Annotated in this window: 11 protein-coding genes; 5 read left to right on the top strand and 6 right to left on the bottom strand. The window is 34.9% G+C overall.

Going from position 1 to position 13,270, the window contains the following annotated elements; genetic code table 11:
- The 3 genes from AC1DTM_RS11285 to AC1DTM_RS11295 form a co-directional block, all read left to right on the top strand.
- The coding region (locus AC1DTM_RS11285) for a NupC/NupG family nucleoside CNT transporter (protein WP_477000236.1) at nucleotides 1-1,074 on the top strand (1,074 nt) is incomplete at its 5' end.
- A 321-nt stretch (nucleotides 1,075-1,395) separates the two neighbouring features.
- The gene (locus AC1DTM_RS11290) at nucleotides 1,396-2,412 is read left to right on the top strand and encodes an LCP family protein (protein WP_016103505.1); all 1,017 of its coding nucleotides are present in this window, start codon (nucleotides 1,396-1,398) and stop codon (nucleotides 2,410-2,412) included.
- 234 nt (nucleotides 2,413-2,646) lie between these two features.
- Nucleotides 2,647-3,909, top strand: coding sequence for a VanW family protein (locus AC1DTM_RS11295; protein WP_477000237.1), 1,263 nt, complete (start codon nucleotides 2,647-2,649; stop codon nucleotides 3,907-3,909).
- A gap of 53 nt (nucleotides 3,910-3,962) precedes the next feature.
- Here AC1DTM_RS11295 and AC1DTM_RS11300 read toward each other — a convergent pair whose 3' ends face one another.
- A complete protein-coding gene (locus tag AC1DTM_RS11300) occupies nucleotides 3,963-4,235 on the bottom strand; it encodes a hypothetical protein (protein WP_002113995.1) in 273 nt (90 codons plus the stop codon).
- Nucleotides 4,236-4,249: 14 nt separating this feature from the next.
- On the bottom strand, nucleotides 4,250-4,768 hold the full coding sequence (locus tag AC1DTM_RS11305) for an RNase A-like domain-containing lipoprotein (RefSeq protein WP_002204496.1): 519 nt from the start codon (nucleotides 4,766-4,768) through the stop codon (nucleotides 4,250-4,252).
- 399 nt (nucleotides 4,769-5,167) lie between these two features.
- Here AC1DTM_RS11305 and AC1DTM_RS11310 point away from each other — a divergent pair, with 399 nt between their 5' ends.
- Complete coding sequence (locus tag AC1DTM_RS11310) at nucleotides 5,168-5,716, top strand: TVP38/TMEM64 family protein (RefSeq protein WP_002159331.1); 549 nt, start codon at nucleotides 5,168-5,170, stop codon at nucleotides 5,714-5,716.
- A gap of 75 nt (nucleotides 5,717-5,791) precedes the next feature.
- On the opposite strand, the gene AC1DTM_RS11315 is transcribed toward AC1DTM_RS11310, so the two are convergent.
- The 3 genes from AC1DTM_RS11315 to AC1DTM_RS11325 form a co-directional block, all read right to left on the bottom strand.
- The gene (locus tag AC1DTM_RS11315) at nucleotides 5,792-7,492 is read right to left on the bottom strand and encodes a M4 family metallopeptidase (protein WP_016103503.1); all 1,701 of its coding nucleotides are present in this window, start codon (nucleotides 7,490-7,492) and stop codon (nucleotides 5,792-5,794) included.
- Between the two features lie 166 nt (nucleotides 7,493-7,658).
- Nucleotides 7,659-7,784: an NprX family peptide pheromone gene (locus tag AC1DTM_RS11320; RefSeq protein WP_002113982.1), complete on the bottom strand. Its 126-nt coding sequence runs from the start codon at nucleotides 7,782-7,784 to the stop codon at nucleotides 7,659-7,661.
- A gap of 1 nt (nucleotide 7,785) precedes the next feature.
- On the bottom strand, nucleotides 7,786-9,057 hold the full coding sequence (locus AC1DTM_RS11325; protein WP_016103502.1) for a helix-turn-helix domain-containing protein: 1,272 nt from the start codon (nucleotides 9,055-9,057) through the stop codon (nucleotides 7,786-7,788).
- Nucleotides 9,058-9,256: 199 nt separating this feature from the next.
- Here AC1DTM_RS11325 and AC1DTM_RS11330 point away from each other — a divergent pair, with 199 nt between their 5' ends.
- Entirely contained in the window at nucleotides 9,257-10,720 is a 1,464-nt protein-coding gene (locus tag AC1DTM_RS11330; protein ID WP_002159335.1) for a nicotinate phosphoribosyltransferase, read from the top strand.
- A 115-nt stretch (nucleotides 10,721-10,835) separates the two neighbouring features.
- Here the strand turns inward: AC1DTM_RS11330 and AC1DTM_RS11335 are convergent, their stop codons facing one another.
- Nucleotides 10,836-13,196, bottom strand: coding sequence for a heavy metal translocating P-type ATPase (locus AC1DTM_RS11335; RefSeq protein ID WP_002159336.1), 2,361 nt, complete (start codon nucleotides 13,194-13,196; stop codon nucleotides 10,836-10,838).
- Nucleotides 13,197-13,270: the final 74 nt, after the last annotated feature.

Below are 13,270 nucleotides of genomic sequence, written 5' to 3' on the forward strand. Positions count from 1 at the left end.
CTTATTATACAGTTAATTTTAACCTATTTATTATTAAATACAGAAATTGGTCTCATACTTATTACGATAATTTCCAGCCTGTTTACGAGGCTACTTGAGTATGCTGCCAGTGGTATAAACTTTGTATTTGGTGGCCTTGCAAATAAAGGGGAAATGCCATTTTTCCTTAACGTATTATTACCGATTGTCTTTATCTCCGTCTTAATTGGTATATTACAACATTTCAAAATACTACCATTCTTTATTCGTTGGATTGGTTTCTTTCTTAGTAAAATAAACGGTCTTGGGAAATTAGAATCTTACAACGCCATCGCTTCCGCTATTGTCGGCCAATCAGAAGTTTTTATTACGGTTAAAAAACAATTAGCCCAAATTCCAAAACATCGACTATATACACTTTGCGCCTCTGCTATGTCAACAGTATCTATGTCCATTGTCGGTGCCTATATGACAATGATTGAACCAAAATATGTAGTAACCGCACTCGTTCTCAATTTATTTAGTGGTTTTATTATCGTACTCATTATTAACCCTTACGACGTTAACGATGATGAAGACATTTTGGTAATAAAAGGGGAAAAACAAAGTTTCTTTGAAATGCTTGGAGAATACATTCTTGATGGTTTTCGCGTAGCTATTGTCGTCGGCGCTATGCTCATTGGATTCGTCGCATTAATGAGTTGCATTAATGACCTATTCCTCATTATATTCGGCATTACTTTCCAACAACTAATAGGCTATGTATTCGCCCCTATTGCATTTCTTATTGGCGTACCAAGTTCTGAAATTGTCACAGCGGGTAGCATTATGGCAACAAAGCTTGTAACAAATGAATTTGTAGCAATGATGGATCTTAGTAAAATTTCCAGCACTCTCTCTATCCGTACAGTTGGTATTATTTCTGTCTTCCTCGTTTCTTTTGCCAACTTTTCTTCCATTGGAATTATTTCCGGTGCGGTAAAAGGGTTAAACGAAGAACAAGGAAATGTTGTTGCCCGCTTCGGCCTAAAATTACTATACGGAGCTACTCTTGTTAGTATTTTATCTGCGATTATTGTAAGTATTATGCTTTAATTAGGTAAAATTTTATCATTTTCTTATCCCTGTCTTTTGTATACACTAACGAATAGATGTCTTATAAAGTGAAACTTTAATCAGAGGGGGCTATACCCCACTGATTATTAGTTGAACCAATCGGGCAGTTATCTCCCACCTAACTTCCTTGCATTCGCTGGACTTTGAGGTGGGAGTTTTACTGCCCGTTAATGCGGGATAAATAATCAAGACATCTATTTTTTATACATGTACAATACCTTTTATTTAGCGTAAAATATTTTTTATGTGTTTTAATACACTTTTAGATGTATACACTTTGATTGTTTTAAAGGAGAAAAAATGATGAAATCCGACATTAACAACGAAACTCGAGCCAAAAAAGGACGTTCAAAGAAAAAGCGCCTACTTTGGTTCCTTCTTATTCCCTTACTTATTGTAGCAATGGGAGCAGGAGGCTATTCCTTCCATATATACAGTAAAGCAAAATCCGTCTTAAGCAACGCCTATTCTGAACTCGGCCGAGGAGATAAATCCAGCAAACGTGAAAAAGCTGTTAAACCTATGACTGATAATATTTCTGTCCTGATCATGGGTGTTGATGAAAGTGATATTAGGGAAAAAGGTTACGGAAAAGCGACTCGTACAGATGCATTACTACTTGCAACAATTAATAAAAATGATAAATCTGTTAAACTAGTCAGCATTCCACGTGATTCACGCGTCTACATTAAATCACGTGATAAATATGATAAAATTACACATGCACACGTATTCGGTGGTGTAGACAGCACAATTGATACAGTAGAAAAATTTTTAGATGTCCCAGTTGATTACTACGTAAAATTTAATTTCAAATCCTTTATCAAGATCGTTGATTCTCTAGGTGGTATAACTGTCGACGTTCCAGTTGAGTTCACAGAACAAAACAGTAGCGACGAAGCAGATGCAATTCACCTAAAAAAAGGGCGTCAACATTTAAATGGAGAAGAAGCACTTGCACTAGCTAGAACTCGCCATATTGATAGTGATTATATGCGCGGTCAACGACAACAACTTGTTTTAGAGGCTATTGCTGAAAAAGCACTATCTCTCAATTCCATTAATAAAATCGGAAGCCTATTAGATGCTGTCGATACAGACTTAAAAACAAATTTAACTTTTGATGATATGATGACTATTGCAAAAAATTCAATGGATTCAAATTTGAAAATGGATAAATTGCAAGTGGAAGGTACTGATAAATATATAGGTGGTATTTATTATTACGTTCCAAACGAAAAAAGTGTTAATGATATATCGACAACACTTCAAGAACATCTCGGTGTTACGAATAAAAATGAGCATAAAAAATTATAATAAAAAGGCTGCTAGATTTTTCTAAGCAGCCTTTTTATTATAATTTTCAACATATTTCTCATACATATTGTGACAAAAAGAGACAATTATTACAACAGTGTAACATTTTTTATGAAAACATTACACGCGTAGTGAAAATAATAGTATACTAGTACGTACATAATGTTATTTTCATCATTTTTATACAAAAAATGTAATACATATATTTATACAAATTTTTCTGGGGGGAAATAAATGAAGCTAAGCAAAATACTGATTGGTTCCGCTATTGCTGGTGGCATATTACTTTGTGTTGGTGGTATTGGTGGATATCAATATGTATCCAAATTAAATACTCAACTAAATACAACTGCACTACCAAACACTACATTTGAAGGTATTTCTCTTGATGGAAAAAATAAAGCAGATATTCAAGCCCTTGTTAATCAAAAGGTGAATGAATTAAATCAAAAATCTCTTAACTACGTATTCCAAAATGATAAACAAAATTACACATGGAAAGATTTAGGAGTAGATTRTAAAGAGAAGGATATTGTCGACAATATCTTTAAAGAGCAAGAAGGGAACGTAATGAATCGTTACAACATGCGTAAGCAAGCTGAAAACGGTGAAGTAAAACGTGACTATAAATTAACACCACAATTAAATACAACAACTTATGAAACCTTTATAAAGGATAAATATAATGAAACATTAAAAAATCCTGTCAACGCCGAATTAAGTGTTGAAGGCTCTACAGTGAATATTAGCCAAAGTCAAAATGGGGAAAAAATTGATAAAGGACAATTAACCGCTTTAACGAATCAGGCTATTACTTCTGGCACATCCGATGTGGTATTACCAGTTACACCAATAAAACCTGAACGTTCTACAGAAGATATACAACAAATGGGGATTAAAGAAGTGATTGCTGAATACTCTACCCCAATGGCTGGCCGTAATGGAAATCAGTCCTATAACGTAAGTAAATCAGCTAATACTTTAAGTGGAGTTATTGTAGCACCTGATGAAACGTTTAGTTTTAATGGTCGTGTTGGCGTAACTGATGCTGCAAATGGCTATAAATCCGCAGCAGTATATTCACAAGGTAAAGTTATACAAAGTGCAGGCGGAGGTGTTTGCCAAGTAAGTAGTACTTTATATAGTGCAGCTTTAAGGGCAGATTTAGGAATTGTTTCTCGAAGCAATCATTCTATGCCCGTAAATTATTTACCACTTGGGCAAGATGCAGCAGTGGCAGATTATGGTCCGGATTTAAAATTTAAAAACAATACAGGTAAGCATATTTACATTCAAGCATTTTCAAATGGCGGCAGTATTACTACACGTATTTTCGGTACAAATACTGGTAAAAATGTTGAAGTTTCTTCTCAAGTAATTAGTAATACTGGTGATAAAATAACAGCGGTTACGTACAAAAAAGTAACACAAAACGGTGAAGTAATATCAAATGGACAAATTTCAAAAAGCGTATATAAAAGTGCCCCAAAACAATAAGATAATATCAAACGGACAAATTTCAAAAAGCAAAAGAAAAAGGCGTGATCTACTCACGCCTTTTTCTTTTGCAATAATAGTAAAAAAGTTTCAAGATGGTCTTTCGTTTCTTCTAAAGACCACATACGATTCCCTTGCTTCGCAGCTAATACGCACGCTTCTTCCCACGCGTTCTTTTTCTTCATATTTACTAATTCATCGCGTAATTTCAAAACAATTTCTTCGTCTTCTTGCTCTATGAACTCTTCCATCACGCTTACTATTTCATCCTCATGAATACTTAACGTACAGTACGATTTAAGAAAGTATTGTAATGTTGGATACATATATACTCCCCCCTTTATTTATCTGATGGATAAGAAGTAATAATCTTAAATCCTAGATCTCCTGATTTATCTCTCGCTAAAACAGTAACAGTCTTTACTAGTTTGTCTTTTACATTCATATTTTTCTTTATTACTGTTTTTCCAACTGGGAATGAATGAGTTGTATTCAATACAAGGCGAGCCTCTTTAGAGTTTTTCAACCAATCCTGAATTTCTTTATCATGTTGTTTTAAACTATCTTTCACAGCCTTTGTCGCTGTTTCCTTATCATAGTATGTACTTGCCGCTGAAACTTTATCTGTCTTCAAACGATTCTTCAAATCCTCTTCTGATTTTCCTACATGCCTTTCAATCGTATGACCATTTTTAGGTGGCCCTTCCATTTCATCTAAAATATTATCACTAATTTTTTCTACTGATGTAGAATGATCCTCTTTTGGTTTTTCTGTTTTTTGTTCTTTTCCTGCACATCCACTTAAAATCAGCATTAGTGCCAATAAACTACTCAAGAAAAGACTACTTAGTCGTTTCATCGTATCACCTCTTCCATGATTATTATCGTAACTCCACTAAAAGTCAATTTCACAAAGAAAAAATGTATACAGTTTTAAAATCCCTCATTCATTTCACTATATTTTCCAACCCCCTTTCATCAAATCACTGTTTTTCGCCCTCCTTAAAATATACCCCCATGTTTTTCTGATTATTTCCCAGATAAAAACACCAATCACAACACTCCATAAACCCTTTAAATATAGGGTTATGGAGTGTTTTTTAAATAGAATAAATATACCCCTATTTTTATATACCCAATACCTATATAAGGTATACAAACCCTTTTCTATCAACTGTTTTCTACATTATGTAAATTTGCACTTGCCTATACAATGGAAATATGGTGTAATGCAAAAAAAGATAAAGGATTTTATAAAATGGCTGAAACAATTCAAAACTTCTTAACAGACTATTATTCAATCGCAATTCCACTTAGTATCTTAATCAACATCATCATCAGTCTTTTAGGTTTTATCCCTAGTATTTTTTTGACCGCCATTAATATACAGCTCTTCGGTGTAACAAATGGCACAATCATTTCGATCTCAGGTGAGGCATTAGGGGCTATTATCTCGTTTTATATTTATCGCATAGGCCTTCAAAAGTTCACTCACGATAAAGTAAATAAGTATCCAAAGGTAGAACGTCTTCTTTACGTAGAAGGCAGAGAGGCATTTCTACTCGTCCTATCTTTTCGTTTTATTCCTTTCATTCCGTCCAGTATCGTTACTTTATTTGCAGCTCTCGGCAAAATGTCATTACTCTCTTTCAGTATTGCCAGTACAATAGGGAAAGTACCAGCCTTATTGATTGAAGTATATTCTGCATATCATGTCATTAACGGAACAAATGAAGCGAAATGGATTATTACAATCGCAGGTTGTGTTGGATTATTTTATTTGTGGAAAAAATGGAGAAAAAAATAAAGAAGGAGCATAGGCTCCTTCTTTATTTTTTGAAGTATATTCTATTAATATATATATCTTACGAATAGAAATATCTTAGTTTACACCAACAGCACTAAATGATTGCTTAACTGCTGCTACTTCTGCAGAGCTAGCACCATATAAATCAGCTGCAGCTTGCACTAAGCCAGCACGCGCTTGGCTAAATGTAGTAGATTGCGTGAAATACTGTGTATTTGCACGGTAGTAAATTGCACCTAATTTATCTTTGCCGATACCATTTACAGTTACACCAGAATGCGTACCGCCATTTGCTAATAAATAAGCTTGTTTGTTAATAATGCCACTATTTGTATGAACTCCACCGTTATCACTTGAACCAGTGTAACGCTTAGAATAATGGTCTGGGTCACCATACTTTGCAGGATCACTCATAGAACGAAGTGCATCTCCCGCTTTACCAGGTGTATAAATATCTTCACCAATCTCCCAATCTGGGTTACGGTTATCATAATACTCTACTAACGTACCAAAAATATCAGAAACTGCTTCATTTAAAGCTCCTGATTCATTTTGATAAATTAAATCTGAACTGTTTTCCGTAACAGCATGTGTTAATTCGTGTCCAATTACATCAATGCCACCAGATAATGAAGTGAATGTTACACCATCACCATCTCCGTATACCATTTGCGAGCCGTTCCAGAACGCATTATTATACTTACTTCCGTAATGGACTGTTGATTTTAATGGCGCTCCTGCATCATTGATAGAGTTTCTGTTAAATGTAGCTTTATAGTAATCATATGTTCTGCCTGCATAGTAATGAGCATCAACTGCCGCTGCATCATACGCTGCATTGAAAACATTATCTGCATCTGCCCATAATGTTCCTGGTAATGTTGAGCGGTTTTTCGCATCATATGTGAAAATCGTTGCTCCGCGCGTATTATCTTGCAAGTAGTAAGATGATCCAGATAACGTTGTATTAAGCGATTTCGTATCTCCTAATACACCTTTACCAGTTCCCACTTTATTCGTTCCTGTTACAGGCTTTACAACCGCTTTCGCATCCTGTTTCGGAGCATCTTGTTTAACTGGTGACTTATCATCATTCGTTACATGATCAAGTTTATTATATTTATTTAACACTTTACCGCTTTCCGCTTCAATGAAATAGTAATAGTTTCCTGGATTTGGCTCTAAGAAGTTTAAATTCACAACATATGCATATGTTGTTTCTTCACCGTTTTGATATACATATAAGTCCGCTTTTGGATCCACCTCATATTTAGGTGTTACCCCTAAATCTTGTTGCGCGATTTCAATTGCTTTTGCGCCTTCAATCTTATTTTTGTTTTTCAACTTTTCCTTCTTGTCTAAATCAGGCGCAACTGTTCCAGACAGTACTTTTAAAGAACCATCTTTACTTACGTGGGCTACTTGAGTAGACCCCCATACAGGTACTCCCTCGTAAACTTGTTGCATACGTACTACTGTTGAATCAGTGACAGAGTCTTTTTTCACTTGTTTCACTTTGAAAGAATCTTGCGCACTCTTTTCTCCTAACTTATAATCACCTTTTGCCGCGTTTAAGTAATCAAACACAACTGATTCCGCTTTCTTGCCAGTCGCTCCAGTTAGATCACCAGAAATAAACTCAGGTGACTGTACCGTCTCATTGTACTTCTTCGTAGAGAGCACATTTTTAGAATCCGCAAATGCAGAGCCTGTCCCTCCAAACGTTGTAACTGCCATTCCTGTTGCTAACACTAATGCTAAACTCTTCCTTTTCATATAACCTTCCCCCTAATAAAAAATTTTTGAAAAAGAGTAATTTCATATTAGCATTATGTTTCCACTATTAATATACTAAAAATTCAAATAACTTTTTTCTCAAGTTTTGTAGAATTTTAGGGAACAAATAATGAGAAACCCCTTTCCGTTTGGAAAGGGGTTTTTATTAAGAGTTTATCACTTCAACTACTTTCTCTCCTTGACCATAGATATCCGATGTCCAAGCATATTGCGGTTCCAATACCACTAATACAGCTACCAAAGCCAAAGCACCAATAATTATTTTCTTCATATTATTTTCCTCCCTTTTCTTCTAATAAATTAATTGCTAATTTATTATAGTTATTACTTTCTCGAAACTCTAATAATTCTTCATGATACCCTGCTAGTTCTAAATACACCATTTTTAATTCCTTTTTATTCTCTTCACCTCTAAAAAATGGGATTGCCTCAACTTCTAAAAATTTTTTATAAACATCTTTAGTTTCAAAGTATTTATACTTAAGCATTAAAAGTATATATAGCATACTTTTATACTTTTCATCCCTCTTCGCGACATCTATCCCTTTACCGATCCAATCTTTCGCTTCTTCACATTCTTTTAATTCAATACATTGTAAAGCAATCTCATATACTGCATCAATATAATTTAAATCCTCTTCCTTCTTATACTGTAAGCATTGCAAATAATAATCTTTAGCTTTTGCATAATCTTTTAAGTTATAGTACAAGAATCCTAAGTTATTTAAAGCAATAGCTGTTATGCTTTCTTTATCAGCGAAAGAATTTGCTTCTCTCAAAATATTGTTATAAATAGATAGCGCTTCATTATATTGTTTTTTTTGTATATAACTCAGCGCAATAAGTAATTGGCAATTTATCACATAACGGAACTTATATTCATTCTTAAATCCTTCCATCGCTACATTAGCAAAATGTAAAGTCATATGTTCAACTTCTAATTCATTATAAACAAGAGCTAAATTGAAATATATTCCATTTTCGTGATAACCTTGTTCCTTTGCCATTACTTCTGTYCGAGCCAAGTACTCCAAAGCCCTCTTATATTTATGTTGTAAAAAATAATATAACCCTTTGCTATACGTATATAATAATTTCTGGAATGGTGAATACTTTTTGTACATCTTCTTTAAGCTCTCTAACTCTTCTTCAACAGCAGGAAAATCCCTTTTCATAATTAAATAACGTGTATAAAGCAGTTTATAATAATTTATAATTTCAAAATCTACAACATGTTTTATTTCACCTTGTAACTCTTCATATATGCGTTCTACCTGTTGCTTGTCCAAATGAATTAGTGCATTCAACCACTCGTCCAACTTCACCTTCACATCTTCTTCTACATCTCTCAAATCTGTCACAGCAATTTCTAGTCTTGTGCAGAGCAATTGTAGAATTTCTTCTGATGCTTCAATCTTTCCATTTTCGATCTTACTTAAGTATGAGACAGAACAAATGCCCTGACATAATTCTTCTTGTGTCATTTTTTGCTGTAGCCGTTTATAAAAGACTTGCTTGCCTATTTTTTCTAATGTTTGTTGCATTGTCCTCCTCCATTCTCATTACCCCCATTACTCTAATAATACATAAAATCTAAAGAAATATAAATTGATAAATGTAAATTTTCTAAAAAATATGCATTATTTCATTTTTTTCTCTCTTGACTTCAATCCCCTATTACTTCTTTGCTACGAAAGGGAAAAAATTGGTATACTATAACCAAATTACGGAGGTGTTTTCGCAATGAATCATTATAAAGACGATAGTTACGCCTTACATACAGATTTATATCAAATCAACATGGCTTATACATATTGGAAAGATGGTATTCATACTCGCCGTTCTGTTTTTGATCTATACTTTCGAAAGCTTCCGTTTGAAAACGGCTATGCTGTTTTTGCTGGGCTTGAAAAAATTGTAGAGTACATAGAAAATTTCAGCTTTACCGAAAGTGATCTCGCTTATTTAGCCGAGCTGCAATTTGAAGAAGACTTCCTTCATTATTTACAAAATATGAAGTTCACTGGAATAATTCGTAGTATGCAAGAAGGCGAAGTTGTTTTTAATAATGAGCCTTTATTACGTGTCGATGCACCACTTGGCGAGGCACAAATAATTGAAACCGCCCTCTTAAATATTGTAAATTACCAAACATTAATTGCTACAAAAGCTGCACGTATGAAGCACGCTGCAAATAATGATGAACTTTTAGAGTTTGGTACAAGACGTGCTCATGAGTTTGATGCTGCCCTTTGGGGAACACGAGCTGCTTTCATTGGCGGTTTCTCTTCTACAAGTAACGTTCGGGCAGGGAAACGCTTTGGCATCCCTGTAGCCGGCACACATGCCCACTCTTTCGTTCAAGCATATCGTGATGAATATGTTGCGTTTAAAAAATATGCTGAAACACATAAAAAATGCGTATTTCTCGTCGATACATACGACACTTTGAAATCTGGTGTTCCAAATGCGATTCGTGTCGCAAAAGAATTCGGGGATCGTATCAATTTTTATGGCATTCGCTTGGATAGTGGTGATATGGCATATTTATCAAAGGAAGCAAGAAAACAACTTGATGAAGCTGGATTTACAAACACAAAAATTATCGCTTCTAGCGACTTAGATGAATATACGATTATGCATTTGAAATCTCAAGGGGCAAAGATTGATGTATGGGGTGTTGGCACAAAGCTGATTACAGCCTTTGAGCAACCAGCATTAGGGGCTGTTTACAAACTAGTCGCTATTGAAGATACTGACGGAAAATTAAATGATACAATTAAAATTTCATCTAACCCTGAAAAAATTACCACTCCAGGACTTAAACGAATTTATCGTATTATTAACCGTGTTAACGATCATGCAGAAGGCGATTATATTGCGTTAGAGTCAGAAGAACCTGGAAAAGAAGAACGTTTAAAAATGTTCCATCCTGTTCACACATATATAAGTAAATTCGTAACAAACTTTGAAGCACGCGAACTGCATCAAGATATTTTCGTTAACGGTAAAAGAACGTATGAATTACCCAATATATTAGATATCCAAAAATATAACGAACGCAGCCTCTCACTATTTTGGGAAGAGTATATGCGAACTTTAAACCCTGAAGAGTACCCTGTCGATTTAAGCCAAGAATGTTGGGATCATAAAATGAATTATATTCAAACTGTTCGAGAAAAGGTTGCGAAAAATATACAAAAATAAACAGAGAAGTTTCTCCTTCTCTGTTTTTTTCAATATTACGTTACCAACAGTCATCCTCAATAACACAGTAAAATAATAAAAATAAGAGAGGGCGTAATCGCGCCCTCTCTTATTTTTATAAATCTTTCACTCTCAGTACACGCATTGCATTTAAAACTGCAAGTAGCGTCACACCAACATCTGAGAAGACTGCTTCCCACATTGTTGCAATACCAAAGGCGCCGAGTAATAACACTAACCCTTTTACCCCTAATGCAAATATAATATTTTGCCATACGATGCTACGTGTACGTTTTGCAATTTTTACTGCTGTCACAATTTTTGAAGGCTCATCAGTCATAATAACGATGTCAGCAGCTTCAATTGCTGCATCTGACCCTAAACCGCCCATCGCAATACCAACGTCTGCTCGTGCTAATACTGGTGTATCATTAATACCATCACCAACAAATGCAATCTTTTCTTTACCGCGTTTTGCTGCATCAATTTTTTCGATTTCTTCTACTTTTTGGTGTGGTAATAATTCGGCATGAACTTCATCTAAACCTAATTCTTTACCAACAGCTGCACCAACTGATTTTGCATCACCAGTTAACATGACTGTCTTCTTAATACCTAGTTCTTTTAACTTTTGAATTGCTTGTTTTGAATCCTCTTTTACCTCATCAGAGATAACGATGTAACCCGCATATTTACCATCTACAGCAACATGAACGAGTGTACCTACTGTTTCTGGCTGCTTAAATGTAATATTTTCTTTCTTCATTAACTTTGCATTACCTGCGAAAATTTCTTTTCCTTGTACTTTTACAACCGTACCATGACCAGAAATTTCACTATAGTCTTCAATAGCATTTTCATCGATTGATTTTCCATATGCTTTTCGAATAGATTGTGCAATTGGATGATTTGAATATACTTCTGCAAATGCTGCATATTCTAATAGTTCTTCAGCTGTAGTACCTTCACTAGGATCCATCTTCGTAACTTTAAAGACACCTTTTGTTAATGTTCCTGTTTTATCAAAAACGATATATTTCACATCATTCAATGCTTCTAAATAGTTACTTCCTTTTACTAAAATACCACTTTTAGATGCCCCACCAATACCGCCAAAGAATCCAAGAGGAATCGATACAACGAGCGCACATGGACAAGAGATTACTAAGAACACTAAAGCTCTGTAAATCCAATCGGAGAATGTAGCACCCTCTAAAATAAGTGGTGGAATAAATGCCATTATTGCCGCTGTTATAACTACAACAGGAGTATAATAACGTGCAAACTTCGTAATAAAGTTTTCTGTTGGCGCTTTTTTGCTACTTGCATTTTGTACTAAGTCTAAAATTTTCGATACAGTCGATTCACCGAACTCTTTTGTAACTTCAACAGTTAACACACCATTTTGGTTTACAAAACCACTTAATACGTCATTACCAACTTCCACTTCTCGCGGTACAGACTCACCTGTTAACGCTGAAGTATCCATCATTGATGTTCCCTCAATTACTTTCCCGTCTAACGGTACTTTTTCACCTGGTTTTACGATAATATACTCACCAATTTGCACATCTTCTGGTGATACTTGTTTCGTTTCGTTTCCAACTTTCACATTCGCATAGTCAGGACGAATATCCATTAATGACGTAATTGATTTTCGAGAACGATTTACTGCAATACTTTGGAACAGTTCCCCTACTTGATAAAATAGCATAACTGCTACCGCTTCTGGATATTGTTGAATCGCGAAAGCTCCTAAAGTTGCAATTGCCATTAAAAAGTTTTCATCGAACACTTGGCCGCGAGTTATGTTTCTTACCGCTCTCCAAACGATATCTCCACCTATTAATAAATACGCAAGGACGAATAATGGAATTGTTATCATTTGCGGTAATCCGGCTAATGCAGCAATTCCTGTCAAAATTCCACCGAATACTAATCGTCCTATCATCTTTTTCACATTTCCATCACCATGATCATGACCGTGGTCGTGTCCCTTTTCCTCTTCACGAACAACTTTTACATCTGGCTCTAACTTTTGAACAACATTTTTTATATTTTGCACAGTCGATTCAAGTTCTCTTTTATTCGTAACTTCTACTCGTAATTTCTTTGATACGAAATCAACAGTCGCTTCTGAAACTGTTGGCATTTCCTTTACCTTATTTTCAATCTTCATTGCACAATTTGCACAGTCTAAACCTTCTAATACAAACACTTCTTTTATTAATTTTGTTTTTTGCTCTTCTTGCACTTTAATATGCGGCTCTAATTTTGTAACAAGTTGCTTCGCTTCCGTAACAACTTGATTTTCTTTATTTTGCGGTGTTTCTAAAAGCATCGTTTTTGTTGCGAAGTTTACTGAACAAGACGTTACTCCTTCTATATTCCCAACACCTTTTTCAATTTTCATTGCACAATTTGCACAATCTAAACCTTCTAGCATAAGTTTCTTTTTCACTAATGCCTCTGCCATCGTTCTCCCTCCTCGCGTTTTTATTCTTCCTCGTTTACGTGTTCAAACGCTTGCTCGAAGATATGAATTACGTG

The organism is Bacillus sp. P4_D3, assembly GCF_056401855.1.